Raw genomic sequence first — 18439 nt, forward strand, 5'->3', positions numbered from 1 at the left:
TTACTCCTTCTTCTCCGCATGCGCGGCGACGATACCTGCAGCCTGCTCGTCTAGTACGTGTACGATAGACTTAGCACGTCCTGCCACAATCGCGTGGACAAGAATCAATGGCAGTGCAGCAATCAGACCCAATGCAGTTGTAACCAACGCCATTGAGATGTCACCCGCCATGATTTTCGGATCACCAGTACCAAACAATGTGATGGACTGGAAGGTACCGATCATACCAACAACTGTACCCAAGAGACCTAATAGCGGAGCGATAGCTGCCAAAATCTTGATGATGTTAACGCCGGCATCGATACGTGGTGTTTCACGCAAGATAGCTTCGTCAAGCTTCAGTTCAAGGTTTTCAGTATCCGCATTTTTGTTCTCTTGATACACCTTCAGGATACGGCCAAGTGCGTTTTTGTCAGATGGATTCTCAGTATTACGCAACTGTGAACGCATCTTCGCACCTTCCAAACCTAAGGTGATGAACTTGTAGATTGCAATCAAGAAACCAACGATAAGCGCAACAGTGATTACGTAACCAACTGTACCACCTTGGTGATAACGCTCTTCGAGAGTTGCTTTCTGAGTTGCCAGGTTCAGGATTTGACCACGTGCTGGGTCAATATATAAACCTTCGTAACCAGATTCAGTGCTTTCAAACGCTTCAACAGTTGATAACACGTAGCCTTCAGGCTGACGACCTAACGGCTGAATTTCTTCAGCTTGGTCGTTGTAGTTGAAGTATTCGCCCTGTGAAATCAGGTTAAATACACCAATACGCGTTACGTCACGGTTTTCGCTTGAACCGTCTAGCAGAGTTACGTCACTGTTGAAAGTAACAACTCGGCCTGACTCTTTCATTTCTGTTAACCAAGCTAACCACAGTTCTTCAAGTTCTGCGATAGTTGGTACTTCTTTCGCTTCAGCAATCGTTTCCAACACGTCTTCACGACCTGGATACTGAGAGCTTACGATTGAAGTCGCGATACGGCCGATTGTGTCACTGGCTGCACCACGTGCAACACCCACGATTTCACCCAAAGTACCAAGTGCATTTTGCAGCTCTTGTTCTTTGTTCGCGAGTGAGATTTCATTTTCAGCAAACTCAGCTTGCAGGCGTTCACCGCGCGCTTGCTCGTTTGCTAATTGACGTTGAGCTTGGTTCAACAAAGCTTGCTTGTCAGCACGCTCTGAAGTGAACTCGGCTTCACGCTCAGCATTAATGCGCTGAGATGCCGCACGATTTTGCTTCACTAGGTCAAGTAATTGGTCTAGTGATTTCGCGTTATCCTGCGCGTAAGCAGAGCTCGCGCCAGCTGATAATGAGAATGCTGCTGCGACCAGCAAAGATTTCACTAGTTTGTTCATTCTGCACGCTCCGCTGCATAGATAGGCAGTTTAATCAGATCTGGTGCGGTTTGTTTCCGCGCCATACGAATCGCTTTGGTCAAAGCACCAAGGTAAGCATCATCTAAAGCTTCCCAAGTGTTGTTTTCTTTGTTGTAAATCCAACCGTTTTTCAGGTCCAAAGATTGAGCCATAAGCGCTGCACGACCTAAGTGGAAGAAGTCTACAGAGATTTCTTCACCTTCGAATTGCAGCTTGCCTTCATATGCGATAAGACCTGCGCCGTAGTCCATTTCAGCTTGATAAGCTTCAGTGATCTGACGGAACTGCTCAGAAGTCGTTACGTTTGAGTCACTCATGATGTCGCGTAAACGCTCAACACGAGCCAAACGGCGCTCTTTGTGAATTGGAAGATCCAGCTCCACAAACTGCTCCAAAGCGTCGATCATGTTGTACATTAAAGGAACCACGCCTTGCTTGGTTGCTTCGATGCCGTCGATCTGGCGCTGTAGAGAAGCCAGTGATGCATTTTGATCATCAACTAAACGCTGAACGTGATCATTGTAAACTTTTAAGTTTTCGTATTCGTCTACAACTGCACGGTACTCATATAACAACTCTTGGCTCTGTTCGAACAAAGAATCGATTTTTTGCTGAGACCGCTTATCAGCGGTGTGAATTTTAGCTTCTTCGTTTTGTAGCGAAGAAACGTCTTGGGCAGCTACTGTCGTGCTACCTGCAATTACGTACATCCCGACTAGGGCTGCAGCAATTTTGCTTTTATTGATTACTTTGGCCATAGTTCCCAACCAATTTGACTTAACTTTAAGCTCAACGACACTAAGTCGCCAGCCTCCCAGTTATTTGAGTGACGAAAAGAGTTTAATCAACACTTGCAGCTATTACCGCGTGTAATTCTGCGGTAATAATGAATTAATACTCCCACGATCGGCGCGACAATGTCAACTACCGAAAGCGGTATAAAATTACACTAAATGCAGTTAAAATCTCGTTTACAGTATATTAACAGTAGTGCATAAAAGCACTTTATTTATGCATAACTATTAGAGCTAACTTATTCCCGAAAAGTTCAGTTGGGCGTGCCCAGAAGAATGCGGTAGACTCAACGCAATTATACGCCAAAACCGAAGCCGCGCACCAATGACATTAAACCCTACATTAAAAGAGCGCATCGAAGCCGAAATAAATGCGCTTGAACAGCGCATAAAACGTTTGAATATCAATGAGGAACAGTTTTCGGATTGGTTTGACTCACAGTTATTCAGCCAAGATGCAACCACGCCAGCTGACTATATTAGCGAATTGCGTCAACACCTTCGTAGTTTAACCAACCCAACAACCACGGCGCGTAGCCAGTGGTTGTCGGAACGGGTAGCGCACCAGCTCAGCGCCTTACATCAGGCAGTACGCTGGCATGAACAACGCTTATAATCATGATTCATGTCGAAAATAAAAACCTAATGCTTTGCGCACAGATTCAGGCAGTTGCGGTAACGCGCTTTTCGGTAACAAGTAAGTAGCCATGGCGAAGAAGTCTTTAAACACCCTATTTTGTTCTGTTGTGCGGCGCAGATAATCATGCCCTGACGACCCACCCGTACCTATTTTTGTACCTAGCATACGCTGCACCATCATTGCATGTTTATAACGCCAAATTGTGAGCTTCTCATCCATCTCGGCCAGCGACGTAATAACTTGATGGGCAAGATGAAACGCTGGTTCTTCGCGATATTGCGTAATAAATAGCGCACTTAACATGGCTTTTTGCGAAAGACGTACCCGGTTATCTTCTTGTAGCGCTTTATAACTTTCGTTATCAAACAGTGCTGAAAAATTCTCCCGATTCGCTTGCAGACCAGCTAATTCGGTCTCCAACTGCTTTTCATCCGCAGCATTTTGTCGAATGATTTCTTCATCGTGATCCAGCGAACGCTTCACTGCTGCCTGATAAACTTCCCAAAAGCTGAAGTCTTCAAACTGCAAAAACGGCATGCGAGAGAGCCATTCATCCACGCGATCAAACAAATTCGGATGCTGCTCTAATTCTTCCAAATAGGCGCGATGCTCGTCATTAAGGCGGTTATAGAAGGACTGCTGGTCGAATGCGATGCGCGTATTGCGGGTGAGCCCGAGGATAATCTCAAGCTCCTTAAATTGAATGCTTTGAAAGCCTGATGCTGGCACCAAATAATCGCGGAATTCAAGGAACTCCTGCGGGGTCATGGTTTCAATCACGCCCACCTGATCATTCATTAAATCTTGAATCGTTAAAATGCGACGAAGTCGATGCGCAACAAGTTGTAATGCACGGTCATCGAGTTGTTCTTGGCTAAATTCTTTATGAATTGCGCGTAATTCGTGCAACACCTGCTTGAACCAGAGTTCATACACTTGATGCACAATGATGAAGAGCATTTCGTCATGGGCTTCTGGCCCATACATTTTGCTATGTGGCTGTTGCGCGTCTAATAACTTATCGAGCTTTAGGTAGTCACCGTAATATACCGGCTTCACATTCTTAGGCATGGGGAGATTCTCGTTGTTCGTACGCTTCGCTGTTCGTGCGCTGCGCTGTTGGTTATTCGTTAATCGTTAATCGTTATTGGTTATTCGAATAACGCCTTTGCTTTAGTGTGTCGGTTTTTTCGAATAACGACAAGCGAAGCGATCGAATAACGAATAACGAATAACGCTTTTAACGAAAAGCGAAGCAGACGAACAGAGAACGAAGTGAACGGACGAAAAGCGAAGCGCACGAATAACGCTCTTAAAAGATGGGTGGCGACCTCACCAGCCAGCACCCCGGCACCCACATCCCTGACTACGGCTGCTCCCTTCCGGGCCTGACCGAGTTCACCAGTTAGTGTTGCGGGGGGACCAATGAGGTCACCATAACGGCGGCATTATCCCTTAAAGGCAGCGCACTCGCAAGGTAAGTGCAACTGACTGCTGAGAATTTAAGCGGATATGGTTATTTTTTGCGATTTAAGCGCTCAGATATTGCTTTGCGAGCCGCATCTGAACTCAGTGCGCGAGCAAAAATCTTCGCTTCGCGCTCTATTCTGTCGGCAACCGGCTCTGCCGGCTGCTTAATTAATTTTTTGGCTGCACGTAATCCGCCATGCGGTTTGCTAGCCAAAGCTTGCGCTACTTGTTCAAGGGTATTGTTTAGCTCTTCTGGCGCAACAACTTTATTGACCAAACCATAAGCTAGTGCCGCACTGGCATCAAAATTCTCACCAAGTAGCAGCAACTCCGAAGCCCGCAGATGACCACATTGTTGCGGTAACAGCAAACTCGAAGCGGCTTCAGGAACTAAGCCAAGATTTATAAAAGGCAAGGCGAATACCGCATCTGTGCTGGCATAAACCAAATCACAATGCAGTAAAATGGTCGTGCCAATGCCTATGGCTAACCCATTCACACCAGCTACCAAAGGTACACTTAGGCGGCTTAAGGTATAAAGAAACTCAAACGGCGGTGCACTATCATCAAGGTCTTCAATCGCTAGAAAGTCATGAAGATCGTTACCAGCGGTAAAACTGTCTCCTTCCCCCGTCAATACCACTGCCGCAATTTTGCCGTCACGATCAGCGGCCTGCAATGCTGCATTCAACGCGGTGTACATGTCTGAGGTTAACGCGTTCTTCTTTTCCGGGCGCGCTAAAGTCAGCCAAAGCACATTATTACGAACTTCTTCTTTGACCAAGTTACTCATCGCCACGTTTTTCCCATGCTGCTTTGGTGCCTTCATATAAAGGTACAATCAAATCCAATGCAGATTTACCATTACTCGGCAAGGTTTCGGTATTGTCACGCAATGGTGTTACCCGTTGGCCCCATTTGATAATACCAGCACCACAGGTTAAGCCGCCGCCAAATACCGCAGATACAATGGTGTCACCCGGCTTAACAATGCCTTGTTCAACCGCTTCACAAAACGCTATTGGTAAGGTTGCAGACGAGGTGTTTCCGTATTTTTGAATATTAATAACGGTTTTTTCTTCAGGTACGTTACACATCTTCGCAAGATAATCGATTAGCCGTTTATTTGCTTGATGTGGAATCAGTGAATCAATGTCGTCTGTGGTTAAGCCCGTTTCTTCAAAAACCTTTTCAACGGCTGTGTTCATACCTTTTACAGCACGCTTGAAGATTTCCTGACCAATAAAGTTAAACGGCATAATTCCATCAAAGCCAAAACGGTCGAAACTCATGCCAAATTCGAGTGCTAAAACGTCGCGCGCATCGGCGTCACAAGTAACGTGTGATGCCAGCAAGCCAGATTCTTGATCACTGGCTTCAAGCACCATAGCACCAGCGCCATCGCCAAACAGCACTGCACTTTCGCGCTTGGTCCAGTCTAAAATTCGAGTCAGACGTTCGGCACCAATAATCAGTACTTTTTTGTGCGCGCCTGTACGAATAGCTTGTGTAGCAAAATGCATTCCGTATAAAAAGCTGCTACATGCAGCATTCAAGTCAAACGCGGCAGCATGTTTGTTGCCTAAATCGCGTTGTACCGCTGACGCAACATTTGGAATAATTTCATCCGGTGTGCAGGTGCCAACAATAATAAGATCGATGTCGTTTGCATCAAGGCCAGCAGCGGCCAGCGCATTGCGTGCTGCAACTGTGGCTAATTTGGAGGTGCCGACTTCACTGACACGGCGTTCTTCGATGCCGGTACGGCTACGAATCCACTCATCAGAAGTTTCTAAAAAGGTTGCTAAATCATCGTTGGTCATCACAGCAGGCGGTAAACACTTACCCCAGCCGGTTATTTCTGCATATTTTTTCACGTGTTAAAACCTATAGTCACGGGTCGTTTTTCGCTATCATAGCACGAATGTTTCCGTCTGAAATGTCCGACCAATTCAAAAGAGTAAAACCGTTGTTCGTTATTCGATCGCTGCGCTTGTCGTTGTTCGCAAAAACATAGACACTAATAACCAATAACCAATAACCAATAACCAATAACGATTAACGACCAACGAGCAAATGACAACACTACATAGCCCTGCCGGCACTTGGCAACTAAATCGTTTTCCCCCACGCACTGCAGATACCCTGCAAGCCTGGGATGCAGCTGATGAATTGTTACATCAGATTATTGCGCAGCGCGATGACCAACGCCCACTGCTCATTAACGATCAATGGGGCGCGCTTCTAGTGCCTTTTGCGGGGCTCGATGTTACCAGCCTGAGCGACTCATACGTGAGCCATTGCGCATGGCACCACAACCTGCGACATAATAATTTACCTGAAACGCTCACGGCAATCTCACCACTGGATACCCTGCCCGATACTACTGATGTGGTGTACCTTAAGATTCCAAAAAGCTTAAGCTTGCTTGAGTTTCAGCTGGCAAAGCTAGCCGCAGAACTGCCTGAAAGTACTCAGCTATTTGCAGCAGCCAAAAGCAAATTACTGACACCAGCGGTGCGCAGCTTGTTTGAGCAATATTGTAGTGATGTTGACGTATCGTTAATCCAAAAAAAATGCCGCACTGTCAGTGCTAAAATGCGCTCCGTAGCGCTTGACCCAGAGCGCTTTATGAGTAGTTGGGAGTTACCTGAGTTTCAGTTAACCCTACACCACCATGCCGGTGTATTTGCCCGCAATCAATTGGATATTGGCGCACGCTTTTTACTTGAGCACATGCCCGCAGCGGGTGTAGAACACGCAATTGATCTTGGCTGTGGCAATGGTGTGCTTGGCTTACATTACGCGCGCCTTTCACCAAGCAGTAAGGTGACATGGGTTGATGAATCTTTCCTGGCCATTGCTTCCACGTTACGCAACATTAAAACAAATCTGCCCAGCGCGGCTGCCAATCAATATCAAGCGGAGGTTGACGATTGCTTGGCGCACAGCGCCGATCAAAGTGCTGACCTGATAGTATGTAACCCGCCCTTCCACCAAGAACACGCTGTGACTGAACACATTGCACGCCAAATGTTTCGCGACAGTAAGCGAGTTTTGCGTAAAGGTGGGGAACTTTGGGTAGTGGCAAACCGTCATCTACCGTATTATCAACCGCTAAAGCGCTTGTTTAAGTCTGTGCACCAAGTGGCACAAAACAGTAAATTCGTGATTTTTAAGGCTCGGGGTTAATTATGCGTTATTTAGTTTTTGCTCTTGCTTTACTACTAAGCGGCGTCAGCGCTGCGCAACAAATTCAACCGGACAATCTATTCCCTAAAGTGAAGTTTATAACTACCGAGGGCGATATTGTGGTTGAGTTAAACCGTGCGAAGGCGCCAATAACCGTCGAAAACTTTCTCACTTACGTGCAAGCGGGTAGCTACAACAACACGATATTTCATCGCATTATTCCGGGCTTTGTGGTGCAAGGTGGCGGCTACACCGAAGAGTTTGAAGCTAAAACCATGTTTGACCCTATTTTTAATGAGTCGGGTAACGGCATGTTGAACAATTACGGCACCATCGCCATGGCCCGCGTTTCTGACCCACATTCGGCAACACGGCAATTCTATTTTAATCTCAATGACAATGAATCACTGAATCCATCCAGCAAGGGTTGGGGCTACGCGGTGTTTGGTTGGGTTGTTTCCGGTGAGGATGTGATGGAAAAACTGGCAAGTGTGGAAACTGAGTTTTATCACGAGCAAACCGGTTGGCCAAACGTGCCGAAACAACCGCCGGTACTTAAAAAAATTGAAGTTGTGCCACAACAGTGAGTCATTCGGCAGCGCGCGAACCTTGGTATAAAGACTTTGCGATTTACCGCGAACCGCGTATCTGGGTGATATTTGGTTTTGGAATAATCAGTGGATTCCCGTGGGTGCTGATTGGTTCCATGCTGTCAGCCTGGCTGCAAGAAATGGGCGTGGACCGCTCTGCGATTGGGCTATTCGGCGTGGTTTTTGTCACCTACTCCATCAATGCCTTGTGGTCACCGCTCATTGATCGTGTGCAACTTCCGCTGCTTAACCGCTGGCTTGGTCAGCGCCGCGCATGGATGATGTTTTGCCTCGCTGGCATTCTAATTGCCACCGCAGCATTAGCCCAACTCGATATTATCGAAAATCTCTGGTGGGTAGCCTGTGCCGCATTGGTGATTGCAATCTTTTCTGCAACACAAGACATCGCCATTGATGCTTATCGTATTGAAACCTTCGGTCCCCATGAAGCACGGCTGCAATCAGCGGGAGCAGCCATGGCTACCGCGGGTTGGTGGACAGGGTATAGCGGCTTCGGCGCCATCCCGTTCTTTTTAGTCGACGGCACCACCTTAATGTGGCAAGACGCCTACTTTGTCTTGTGTTTTATTATCGCTGCACAAATGCTGTTTGTGCTTGCCGCCAGCAAATCAATACGTTACCGGCCAGAGATGCCGAAGTTCGACCATTGGTTAGACTGGTTACGCAGCACTTTAGTAGAGCCAATAGCCGAATTCTTCCGCCGCAGTGGCTGGAAACTTGCACTCGGTATGCTGGCTTTTATTTTCCTGTTTAAGCTTGGTGAAGCCTTTCTAGGCCGCATGTCAATTGTGTTCTATAAAGAGGTGGGCTTCACCAACGATGACATTGCCGTTTATTCGAAAATGGTCACCTGGTGGATTACGATTATCTTTGCCATTATCGGTAGCTTTGTGAACCTGCGTTTGGGCATCGTGCGTGGTCTGTTGATTGGCGGTATTGCCATGGCCTCATCCAATCTTATGTTCGCCTGGATAGCCGGTGTTGGCCCTGACACTGACTTATTGCTTGCAGCAGTGATTATCGATGGCTTCACCGCAGCTTGGTCAACGGTCGCTTTTGTCGCATTTATTAGCTTACTGTGCAATCGCGCTTTTACTGCAACACAATATGCCCTGTTCGCCTCGCTCGGTAACCTTGGCCGTACGCTGGTTGGGTCATACAGTGGTTATGTCGTGAACTGGTTGGATGGTGATTGGCAGTTGTTCTTTATTTTAACTGCATTGATGGTTACACCGAGTTTAATCATTCTTATTCTAATGCGTAAACCTCTACTGCGGCTTGAACAAAATTACCACCGGGAGATAGATTAGCATGCATTGGGCTGTTATCGGTACAGGTGCTATTGGCAGTTTAATGGCCGTGAATTTACGCCGTATCGGCGAACATGTTTCAATTAAACCGCGCCATGCGAACCATTCATCAATTTCAATTATTCATAACGCACACAGTTATGAATTTAGCACCACAACCTTACCATTAACGCAGCCCACACAAATTTTTGCCGCGGTGAAGGCTTACCAGGTTGAAGCGTTGCTGCAGGAACTCAGCCAAGCGCCTCTCCCTGAGGGGTCATCCTTGATTATTAGCTACAACGGCATGCTCGACAATGAATCCATGATCATGCCGGAAAGGGCATTACACTGGGTGACTACCCACGGAGCTTATCGCCATGAAAACGAAGTGGTGCATGCAGGTATGGGTGAGAGTTGGTTAGGCTGGGCGCAGGTAGAGCGCGCATCAAGTAGTCGCCCTGCAGAAGTTTTTAGTGCGCTGAATAATGCATTACCGTTATTAAACTGGAGTCCTGCGATTAACCAACGCCGTTGGCAAAAGCTGGCGGTTAATTGCCTGATAAATGCATTTACTGTCATCCACAATTGCCGTAACGGTGAGCTGCTGCAGCACCACCTGCATCACGACCAATTGGTTGTTGCAGAAGAAATTTGTTGGTTAGCACAGCACCGGGGTGTTCAACTTGTACCCGAGAAACTGGTGCAGCAAGCTCATCAGGTGGTCAAAAACACCGCGAATAACTTTTCGTCCATGCTGATGGATGTACGCCAACGACGCCAAACTGAGATTGATTACCTCAATGGGTTTGTTGCGCGTCAAAGCGCTGTGGCAGGTCGTGCGGCGCCAGCCAACGAAAAGCTCTGGCGCCAGGTTCAAGCGATCAGCGCGTTTTAATCGCTGGCCTGCTCGTCTTCAATAAAATCGACCACTTCAAGGCCGAAGCCAGATAACGCTGAATAACGCTTCGGTGAGCTCATCAAATGCATGTGATGCACACCCAAATCAGCGAGAATTTGCGAGCCAATACCCACGTTACGTGACGCATTAGATGCTGCAGCCGTAGGCTTACGTTCGCCTCTATCTTCAGCCGCAAAACTCATCACCTGTTCAAGTATGTCATCAGAATTTTGTTGACGACCAATAACCACCAGCACCCCGTCGTTTTCACCAATATATTGCATGGCATGGCCAAGCGGCCAACTGCGTTTTGCTGCGCGCTCGGTTGCAAATAAATCATTGAATGTATCTTGCAGATGTACGCGCACGTTAACCGGCTTGGCTGGGTCAACTTCACCACGCACCAACGCGTAATGCACTTGGGCATCAATGGTGTCTTGATAGGTAATCAGTTCAAATTCACCATAAGCTGTCGGCAATTTGCAGTGCGCCTTACGCTCAACAGTTTTTTCTTTCATCGAGCGATATTCAATTAAGTCGGCGATGGTACCAATTTTAAGATGATGCTCGGCCGCAAACACTTCTAAATCAGGGCGACGTGCCATGGTGCCGTCTTCATTAAGAATCTCGACAATTACGGCGGCCGGCTCAAAACCTGCTAAACGCGCAAGGTCGCAACCAGCTTCAGTGTGCCCAGCACGGTTCAGCACCCCACCCGGCTTCGCTTTTAGCGGGAAAATATGGCCTGGCATCACCAAGTCTGCAGGCTTGGCATCACGGGCTACCGCGGCTTGCACAGTACGCGCACGGTCAGCCGCCGAAATCCCAGTTGTAACGCCCTCTGCGGCCTCAATTGAAACGGTAAAATTAGTCGCGTACGGGGCGTTATTCTGATCAACCATCAGCGGCAGTCGCAGTTGTTTACAACGGTCTTCGGTTAGCGTCAAACAAATCAAACCACGCCCATAACGTGCCATAAAATTGATCGCGGCGGGCGTAACACACTCTGCAGCCAAAATGAGATCGCCTTCATTTTCGCGGTCTTCATCATCCATCAATATAACCATTTTGCCTTGACGAATGTCTTCGATAATTTCTGCAGCACTGTTTAATGGGGTCACGACGTTAAGTCTCCTCTCACCCGGCGCGGAACCGCAATAATGCGTAGATCATCCGCTACCTGACGTACATCTGAAAAATTTAATTCGGGTACTTGGCTCATGTGCGTAAACGCGGGTAACTGCAGCAACCCATGACCAGTATGTCCCAAAAGTTTAGGTGCTAAATACACCACAAGTTCATCAACGAGCTCTGCTTCGAGTAACCCACCGGCAAGACCCGAACCGCACTCTGTCCACACTGAGTTGATGTCGCGCGCTGCAAGTTCGTGCAGCAGCTGAACAAGGTCTAAAAATCCATTGGCTGCACGCGGTACTTCAAGCACACTCACATGATCAGGCCATGTTTGTGGTGATACCGTATCAGGCCCATGCACCAAAACAATTGGCGATAATTCTTTAAATAATGGCTCATTGCCAGTTAACAACCCCTGCGAGTCGATAATCACGCGTACAGGTTGTAGCTGTGCGTCGGGGTGCCGAGCGGTTAGTGTTGCCTGATCAGCCAATACGGTTTGTGCGCTGCTCAACACAGCACCACTTTGCGCGCGCCAACGGTGAACATCCCGGCGCGCTTCTGGGCTGGTTATCCACTGGCTTTCACCATTGGCTAATGCCGTGCGGCCGTCTAACGACGCTGCCATTTTCACCCGTAACCACGGGCGTTTACGCTGCATACGTGCCACGAACCCGCAATTTAGCGCACGTGCTTGTTGCTCTAAAACCCCAACAATCACCTCAATACCATGCGTTTTGAGCCGTTCAATACCATCACCACTTACCAGCGGGTTTGGATCTTTCAGCGCAATCACCACACGTGCGATACCCGCTTCAATCAAGGCATCAGCACAAGGCGGCGTACGACCAAAATGACTACAGGGTTCTAGGGTTACATACGCCGTGGCACCTTTAGCTTTGGTGCCAGCCTGACGCAGCGCGTGAACCTCAGCGTGCGCTTCACCAGCGCGTTGATGCCAACCTTCACCGATAATTGTATCGTTATTCACCAGCACACACCCAACCATTGGGTTTGGTGCGGTTGAAAAACGCCCCTGAGCAGCAAGCTCAAGGGCGCGTGACATATAGCGTTGGTGGCATTCTGTGGTACTAGTCATTGAGCCGCGCAATCTCCTCGCCAAACTCACGAATATCATCAAACGCACGGTACACAGAAGCAAACCGAATATAGGCAACCTTGTCGATTGCTTTCAAGTTTTCCATAACCAGACCACCGATAACCTGGCTGGTTATTTCACGCTCACCGGTTGCTCGAAGCGCCGATTTTACGTTTTGAATGGCCTGCTCCATCGCCTCTAAACTGACCGGGCGTTTTTCTAAAGCGCGCAACAAACCATTGCGCAGCTTGTCTTCATTAAATGGCTCACGGGTACCGTCAGACTTGATCACCCGCGGCATCACCAACTCAGCTGTTTCGAACGTGGTAAAACGTTCTTTGCACTCAGCGCACTCGCGTCGACGACGCACTGAGGCGCCGTCAGCAACAAGCCTCGAATCGATGACTTTGGTATCTTGTGTGCCACAAAATGGACAATGCATACGCTGCTTCCTTGATTGAATTACTTGTAAACAGGGAACTGCTTACAAAGCGCTTTAACTTGCTCGCGAACACGTGCAATAACGCTTTCGTCAGTGATGTTATCCAATACATCACAAATCCAATTCGCAACTTGCTCTGCTTCTGCTTGCTTAAAGCCACGACGGGTAATCGCCGGTGTACCTAAGCGCAAGCCAGAGGTTACGAATGGTGAACGTGGATCATTGGGTACTGAGTTTTTGTTCACCGTAATGTACGCCTGCCCCAACGCTGCATCCGCATCTTTACCGGTGATATCTTTGTCGATTAAATCAACCAGGAACAAATGGTTTTTGGTGCCGCCGGAAACGATCTTGTAACCACGTTCCTGCATCACTTTTACCATGGTATTGGCATTGTCCAACACTTGTTGTTGGTACGCCTTAAATTCTGGCTCCATGGCTTCTTTGAAGGCAACCGCTTTGGCCGCAATCACATGACATAACGGACCACCCTGGCTACCTGGGAATACACCGCCATTTAATTTTTTATGTAAATCTGGATCGTCTTTGCCTGACAAAATCAGACCACTGCGTGGGCCGGCCAAAGTTTTATGCGTTGTGGTGGTTACTACATCCGCAAATGGAACTGGATTTGGGTACAAACCTGCAGCAACTAAACCAGCAACGTGGGCCATATCCACTAATAAATAGGCACCCACTTCGTCAGCAATTTCGCGGAACTTCGACCAGTCAATCACACCTGAATACGCAGAAAAACCAGCAACGATCAGTTTTGGTTTATGCTCCAGCGCCAATTTGCGAACTTCAGCATAATCAATCTCACCCGTTGATTCGTCCAGACCATATTGCACAGCATTGTACAATTTGCCCGAGAAATTCACGTGCGAACCGTGTGTTAAGTGGCCACCATGCGCCAGACTCATACCCAATACCGTATCGCCCGCGTTTAATAACGCCAAAAATACTGCTGAGTTGGCCTGTGAACCGGCATGCGGCTGTACGTTGGCATATTTAGCGCCAAACAATTGCTTGGCACGCTCAATGGCTAAGTCTTCAACCACATCAACGTACTCACAACCGCCGTAATAGCGTTTATGTGGATACCCTTCGGCATATTTATTGGTAAGCTGAGACCCTTGTGCTTCAAGCACGCGTGGGCTGGTGTAGTTCTCTGAAGCGATCAATTCAATGTGCTCTTCTTGGCGCTGAACTTCGCCAGTCATTGCCTGCCATAACTCTGCGTCGTATTCGGCAATATTCATCTCATGTTTCAACATCGGGGCTCCTAACTTCACGGGCTGTCTGAGCGACAGTATAAGAACGAGAAATTTATGGCGCCTAGTTTACCAATATACTTGGGTTAGCGCCAACTTAAGGGTTAAAATAGCCGCTGAAGATTATCGCTAAGAAATATCGCCTCAAAAAGGAACGCATGCTGCTATGGCACAATATATTTATTCTATGTCGCGGGTCAGCAAAGTTGTCCCGCCCAAGAAGACTATTTTAAAAGACATCTCGTTGTCGTTTTTCCCCGGCGCCAAAATTGGTGTGTTGGGTTTAAACGGTGCAGGTAAATCAACGCTATTGCGCATCATGGCTGGTGTGGATAAAGAATACGAAGGTGAAGCTCGCCCACTAGCGGGTATTGAGATTGGCTATCTGCCACAAGAGCCGCAGTTGGACGAAGACAAAACTGTACGGGAAACCGTTGAAGAAGCAGTTGCTGACGTGAAAGACGCGTTGGCCCAACTTGATCAAGTTTATGCTGCCTATGCCGAAGAAGATGCCGACTTTGATGCTTTAGCCAAAAAACAAGGCCAGCTTGAAGCTATTATCCAAGCAAAAGACGGTCATAACATCGAGAATATGCTCGAACGTGCCGCCGACTCACTGCGTTTGCCACCTTGGGACGCCAAAATTAAGGTTCTTTCCGGTGGTGAGCGGCGCCGTGTGGCCATCTGTCGTTTGCTGTTGAGCAAGCCCGACATGTTGTTACTCGATGAGCCAACCAACCATTTGGATGCCGAATCGGTTGCATGGTTAGAGCGCTTCTTGCACGACTACGAAGGCACTGTTGTGGCCATTACCCACGATCGTTACTTCCTCGATAATGTCGCCGGCTGGATTCTTGAGCTTGACCGCGGATATGGTATTCCATGGGAAGGCAACTACTCGTCTTGGCTGGAACAAAAAGAGAAGCGTCTCGAGCAAGAAGAGAAGCAAGAAAATGCGCGTCAGCGCAGTATCAAGCAAGAGCTTGAGTGGGTGCGTCAAAACCCTAAAGGCCGCCAAGCGAAAAGCAAAGCGCGTATGGCTCGGTTTGAAGAATTACAAAGTGGTGATTACCAAAAACGTAATGAAACCAACGAGCTATTTATTCCACCAGGCCCACGCCTCGGCGACAAGGTGCTGGAAGTAAACCACTTGAAGAAGGCATACGATGGCCGTGTGTTAATTGATGACTTAACCTTCAGTGTGCCCAAGGGTGCGATTGTCGGTATTATCGGCCCGAACGGCGCCGGTAAATCAACACTGTTCCGCATGATTACCGGTAAAGAACAACCGGATTCAGGCACTGTTGAGCTCGGTGACACTGTGCAGCTTGCCAGCGTTGATCAGTTCCGCGATGACATGGACGACAAAAAAACCGTGTGGCAAGAAATATCCGACGGTCAAGATATCTTGCGCATTGGTAACTTTGAAATTAACAGCCGAGCTTATGTAGGCCGTTTTAATTTCCGCGGCAACGATCAACAAAAGTACATTGGCGAACTTTCAGGTGGTGAGCGTAACCGCGTGCACCTCGCCAAGCTGGTGAAAGCCGGCGGTAACTTATTGCTGCTCGATGAACCAACCAACGACTTGGACGTTGAAACCCTGCGCGCGCTTGAAGAAGCCCTACTGGAATTCCCTGGCTCTGCCATGGTTATCTCGCACGACCGTTGGTTCCTCGACCGTGTAGCAACACACATTCTCGATTACCGCGATGAAGGCCAAATAAACTTCTACGAAGGTAACTACACCGACTACGAAGAGTACATGAAGAAAACTCATGGCGAACAAGCCATGGAGCCGCATCGCACACGTTACAAGCCGATTGGTGTTTAATTGGTTGTATCTGTTCACATAAAAAAAAGGGGCTGAATCAGCCCCTTTTTTATGTGTTTCAAATGCTGCCTATGCTTTGAAAAACTTCCGCTTTTCAATTACGCCAGGAGCAAACTGGTCAACCCCGATTGCAGCAATGCGCAGCTGTTCGGTTTTCTTAAAGGCTTTGGCTTCTTCAGCGTTAATCACTTCAGCTTTACGGGCTGCTTTGACTAACTCATCGCCGCTTAAGTCTTCGGCAATATCACCGCGTTTCACAGCTTTGCGAATACGCTTGTAGATATCCGCGTGTTCCTTCATTGCCAAAAACGCCAGCTCCATGTGCCCAGTCATATCTTTTGGATCATCTTTCCAGAAGCACAAGAACGTATGGCGATCGCGCGTTAAACCTGGCTCCATCATGCTTTCCGCAATCGCTTGCAGGTTCTCGTCACTTGGTTTGTGGAAATGAATGCCTAATGGGAAAATCGCAAGGCGCAATGTCCACGCAACAAAGCGATTGGAGAAGTTCGCAAAGAATCCTTTGAACGCTTCGCCAATTTCGTACAAATGATGTTCCAACGCGTACTGAACAAATGGCAAGTCACCGGTTTGACGGCCGTCATCTTCATAACGCTTCAATACCGCAGACGCCATATATAAATGACTCAGCACATCACCCAAACGCGCTGACAGCATTTCGCGGCGCTTCAAGTCACCGCCCATCACCAACATCGCCATATCGGCGGTCATGGCTAACGCACGGCTCATGCGGGTTAGTTGTTGATAATAACGGGCAGTTGGCCCGCTCATTGGGCTAGAGTTAAAGCGCGCGCCGGTAAGCCCCATAAATAAGCTGCCAAAGAAGTTACTGGTCGCGAAGCCAATGTGCTTCAACAGCAGTCCGTCAAAGTCATGTAAGCCACGCTCTTCGTCCGGGTTCGATGCTGCTTCCATTTCCGCCAAAACATAAGGGTGACAGCGCGTTGCGCCTTGTCCGAAAATCATTAGATTACGGGTTAATATATTGGCGCCTTCCACCGTAATCGATACTGGGGTGGCCATGTAGCCATGCCCAAGGTAATTGCGTGGCCCCAATTGAATGCCTTTACCTGCATGAACGTCCATGGCGGCTTCCATAACCTGGCGCCCCATTTCTGTCATGTGATACTTGGTCATGGCGGTGATTACCGATGGGCTTTTGCCTTCGCACAAAGCAGTTACCGTAAGACGACGCATGGATTCTAAAATATAGTTCGTACCACCAATCTTACCCATTGCCGCTTGCACGCCTTCGAACTTACCGATTGGCAAACCAAACTGTTGGCGTACATACGCATAAGCACCTGTCATACGCTCGGTAACGTGGCCGGTCGCAGTGGCTAACGCAGGTAAGCTAATACCACGACCTGCTGATAGACATTCCATCAACATCCGCCAGCCTTTACCGGCGTAGTCTTGTCCACCAATAATCCAGTCAAGCGGAATAAATACGTCTTTACCGTAAGTTGTACCGTTCATGAACGCTTGCCCTAACGGTAAATGGCGTTCACCGGTTTCAACACCTTCGTGGCTGGTCGGAATCAATGCACAGGTAATGCCGATATCTTTCTGATCACCCAATAACCCGTCTGGGTCGTACATTTTAAACGCCAAACCTAATACGGTCGCTACCGGAGCTAAAGTGATATAACGCTTGCTCCAGTTTAATCGAAGGCCTAATACCTCTTTGCCTTCAAACTCGCCTTTACACACCACGCCCGTGTCAGGGATTGCGCCTGCATCTGAACCTGCTTCAGGCCCGGTTAATGCGAAACATGGAATGTCTGTACCATCAGCCAAGCGCGGCAACCAATAGTCTTTTTGTTCTTTGGTGCCGTAGTGCGTGAGTAACTCGCCCGGACCCAACGAGTTGGGAACCATGACGGACACCGCTACGCTAATTGAGCGTGTTGCGATGCGTGAAACAATATGGGAATTTGCCGCTGGTGAAAAATCTAATCCGCCAAATTCTTTGCCAATAATCATCGCAAAAAACTTCTCTTTGCGAATGTAGTCCCAGACCTTTTTCGGTAAGTCGGTATCTTGTTGAACAATTTTGAAGTCATCCAACATACCCAGCAAGGTTTCTAGCTGGTTATCAATAAACTTTTGCTCATCGTCCGTGAACTGCGGTGCTTTGGTTTGATGAAACTCGTGCCAATTGGGGCGACCACTAAATAAGTCAGCATCCCACCAGGTATCGCCGGCTTGCATGGCTTCACGCTCGGTTGGTGATAACGGCGGTAACACGCGTTTAAAAAACGCAAACGCAGGACGTGTAATCAAGCTGCGGCGAATATCCGGCACTGCAAACAACAGCACGACCACAACCACTAAAAGAATAATAATTTCCAT

16 protein-coding genes and 1 other RNA gene are annotated in these 18439 nt (G+C 48.1%); 6 read left to right on the top strand and 11 right to left on the bottom strand.

Annotation, left to right across the window (positions count from 1 at the left end):
* Together EGC76_RS00215 and EGC76_RS00220 are read right to left on the bottom strand one after the other, a co-directional pair.
* On the bottom strand, positions 1-1362 hold the full coding sequence (locus EGC76_RS00215; protein ID WP_128351018.1) for a MotA/TolQ/ExbB proton channel family protein: 1362 nt from the start codon (positions 1360-1362) through the stop codon (positions 1-3).
* The gene (locus EGC76_RS00220; protein ID WP_128351019.1) at positions 1359-2141 is read right to left on the bottom strand and encodes a DUF3450 domain-containing protein; all 783 of its coding nucleotides are present in this window, start codon (positions 2139-2141) and stop codon (positions 1359-1361) included. The genes EGC76_RS00215 and EGC76_RS00220 overlap by 4 nt, the downstream gene beginning before the upstream one ends.
* 361 nt (positions 2142-2502) lie before the next feature.
* Here EGC76_RS00220 and priC point away from each other — a divergent pair, with 361 nt between their 5' ends.
* Positions 2503-2793, top strand: a complete 291-nt coding sequence (gene priC / locus EGC76_RS00225; RefSeq protein ID WP_128351020.1) for a primosomal replication protein PriC — start codon at positions 2503-2505, stop codon at positions 2791-2793.
* On the opposite strand, the gene EGC76_RS00230 is transcribed toward priC, so the two are convergent.
* The 4 genes from EGC76_RS00230 to EGC76_RS00245 all read right to left on the bottom strand — a co-directional run bounded on the left by EGC76_RS00230 (position 2794) and on the right by EGC76_RS00245 (position 6164).
* Positions 2794-3888 (bottom strand): tryptophan 2,3-dioxygenase family protein, encoded by a 1095-nt coding sequence (locus EGC76_RS00230; RefSeq protein WP_128351021.1) that lies wholly within the window; start codon positions 3886-3888, stop codon positions 2794-2796. It abuts the gene before it with no gap.
* A 259-nt stretch (positions 3889-4147) separates the two neighbouring features.
* An RNA gene (ffs, locus tag EGC76_RS00235) (signal recognition particle sRNA small type) lies at positions 4148-4245 on the bottom strand.
* An 88-nt stretch (positions 4246-4333) separates the two neighbouring features.
* Positions 4334-5080 carry an enoyl-CoA hydratase/isomerase family protein gene (locus EGC76_RS00240; protein ID WP_128351022.1) on the bottom strand — a complete coding sequence of 249 codons (747 nt, stop codon included), beginning with the start codon at positions 5078-5080 and terminating at the stop codon, positions 4334-4336.
* Entirely contained in the window at positions 5073-6164 is a 1092-nt protein-coding gene (locus EGC76_RS00245; protein ID WP_128351023.1) for a ketoacyl-ACP synthase III, read from the bottom strand. Before EGC76_RS00245 ends, EGC76_RS00240 begins: the two co-directional genes overlap by 8 nt.
* 199 nt (positions 6165-6363) lie before the next feature.
* Between EGC76_RS00245 and EGC76_RS00250 the strand changes: the two genes are divergently transcribed.
* From EGC76_RS00250 to EGC76_RS00265, 4 genes are read left to right on the top strand one after another with little or no spacing between them, the layout of a single operon-like run.
* On the top strand, positions 6364-7479 hold the full coding sequence (locus EGC76_RS00250; protein ID WP_128351024.1) for a methyltransferase: 1116 nt from the start codon (positions 6364-6366) through the stop codon (positions 7477-7479).
* A gap of 2 nt (positions 7480-7481) precedes the next feature.
* Positions 7482-8066, top strand: a complete 585-nt coding sequence (locus tag EGC76_RS00255) for a peptidylprolyl isomerase (protein ID WP_128351025.1) — start codon at positions 7482-7484, stop codon at positions 8064-8066.
* Positions 8063-9400, top strand: a complete 1338-nt coding sequence (locus tag EGC76_RS00260) for an AmpG family muropeptide MFS transporter (protein WP_128351026.1) — start codon at positions 8063-8065, stop codon at positions 9398-9400. The genes EGC76_RS00255 and EGC76_RS00260 overlap by 4 nt, the downstream gene beginning before the upstream one ends.
* A gap of 1 nt (position 9401) precedes the next feature.
* Positions 9402-10277 carry a ketopantoate reductase family protein gene (locus EGC76_RS00265; RefSeq protein WP_128351027.1) on the top strand — a complete coding sequence of 292 codons (876 nt, stop codon included), beginning with the start codon at positions 9402-9404 and terminating at the stop codon, positions 10275-10277.
* Here EGC76_RS00265 and ribBA read toward each other — a convergent pair.
* The 4 genes from ribBA to glyA are packed head-to-tail and all read right to left on the bottom strand — an operon-like array spanning position 10274 to position 14232.
* Positions 10274-11401, bottom strand: coding sequence for a bifunctional 3,4-dihydroxy-2-butanone-4-phosphate synthase/GTP cyclohydrolase II (ribBA, locus tag EGC76_RS00270; protein WP_128351028.1), 1128 nt, complete (start codon positions 11399-11401; stop codon positions 10274-10276). The genes EGC76_RS00265 and ribBA overlap by 4 nt on opposite strands.
* Positions 11398-12513, bottom strand: coding sequence for a bifunctional diaminohydroxyphosphoribosylaminopyrimidine deaminase/5-amino-6-(5-phosphoribosylamino)uracil reductase RibD (gene ribD, locus EGC76_RS00275; RefSeq protein WP_128351029.1), 1116 nt, complete (start codon positions 12511-12513; stop codon positions 11398-11400). The genes ribBA and ribD overlap by 4 nt, the downstream gene beginning before the upstream one ends.
* Positions 12506-12955 carry a transcriptional regulator NrdR gene (gene nrdR, locus EGC76_RS00280; RefSeq protein ID WP_128351030.1) on the bottom strand — a complete coding sequence of 150 codons (450 nt, stop codon included), beginning with the start codon at positions 12953-12955 and terminating at the stop codon, positions 12506-12508. The genes ribD and nrdR overlap by 8 nt, the downstream gene beginning before the upstream one ends.
* Positions 12956-12975: 20 nt before the next feature.
* A complete protein-coding gene (gene glyA / locus EGC76_RS00285; protein WP_128351031.1) occupies positions 12976-14232 on the bottom strand; it encodes a serine hydroxymethyltransferase in 1257 nt (418 codons plus the stop codon).
* 163 nt (positions 14233-14395) lie between these two features.
* Here glyA and ettA point away from each other — a divergent pair, with 163 nt between their 5' ends.
* Entirely contained in the window at positions 14396-16063 is a 1668-nt protein-coding gene (ettA, locus tag EGC76_RS00290; RefSeq protein WP_128351032.1) for an energy-dependent translational throttle protein EttA, read from the top strand.
* Between the two features lie 69 nt (positions 16064-16132).
* Here the strand turns inward: ettA and EGC76_RS00295 are convergent, their stop codons facing one another.
* Positions 16133-18439 carry an acyl-CoA dehydrogenase gene (locus EGC76_RS00295; protein WP_128351033.1) on the bottom strand — a complete coding sequence of 769 codons (2307 nt, stop codon included), beginning with the start codon at positions 18437-18439 and terminating at the stop codon, positions 16133-16135.

This window comes from Pseudidiomarina gelatinasegens (assembly GCF_004025325.1).
Lineage (GTDB): Bacteria > Pseudomonadota > Gammaproteobacteria > Enterobacterales > Alteromonadaceae > Pseudidiomarina > Pseudidiomarina gelatinasegens.

Excerpts from the sequence above, each read along its gene's own strand:
- EGC76_RS00215 (WP_128351018.1), bottom strand. The coding sequence starts at position 1,362 with ATGAACAAACTAGTGAAATCTTTGCTGGTCGCAGCAGCATTCTCATTA.
- EGC76_RS00220 (WP_128351019.1), bottom strand. The coding sequence starts at position 2,141 with ATGGCCAAAGTAATCAATAAAAGCAAAATTGCTGCAGCCCTAGTCGGG.
- priC (WP_128351020.1), top strand. The coding sequence starts at position 2,503 with ATGACATTAAACCCTACATTAAAAGAGCGCATCGAAGCCGAAATAAAT.
- EGC76_RS00230 (WP_128351021.1), bottom strand. The coding sequence starts at position 3,888 with ATGCCTAAGAATGTGAAGCCGGTATATTACGGTGACTACCTAAAGCTC.
- EGC76_RS00240 (WP_128351022.1), bottom strand. The coding sequence starts at position 5,080 with ATGAGTAACTTGGTCAAAGAAGAAGTTCGTAATAATGTGCTTTGGCTG.
- EGC76_RS00250 (WP_128351024.1), top strand. The coding sequence starts at position 6,364 with ATGACAACACTACATAGCCCTGCCGGCACTTGGCAACTAAATCGTTTT.
- EGC76_RS00255 (WP_128351025.1), top strand. The coding sequence starts at position 7,482 with ATGCGTTATTTAGTTTTTGCTCTTGCTTTACTACTAAGCGGCGTCAGC.
- EGC76_RS00265 (WP_128351027.1), top strand. The coding sequence starts at position 9,402 with ATGCATTGGGCTGTTATCGGTACAGGTGCTATTGGCAGTTTAATGGCC.
- ribD (WP_128351029.1), bottom strand. The coding sequence starts at position 12,513 with ATGACTAGTACCACAGAATGCCACCAACGCTATATGTCACGCGCCCTT.
- nrdR (WP_128351030.1), bottom strand. The coding sequence starts at position 12,955 with ATGCATTGTCCATTTTGTGGCACACAAGATACCAAAGTCATCGATTCG.
- glyA (WP_128351031.1), bottom strand. The coding sequence starts at position 14,232 with ATGTTGAAACATGAGATGAATATTGCCGAATACGACGCAGAGTTATGG.
- ettA (WP_128351032.1), top strand. The coding sequence starts at position 14,396 with ATGGCACAATATATTTATTCTATGTCGCGGGTCAGCAAAGTTGTCCCG.
- EGC76_RS00295 (WP_128351033.1), bottom strand. The coding sequence starts at position 18,439 with ATGGAAATTATTATTCTTTTAGTGGTTGTGGTCGTGCTGTTGTTTGCA.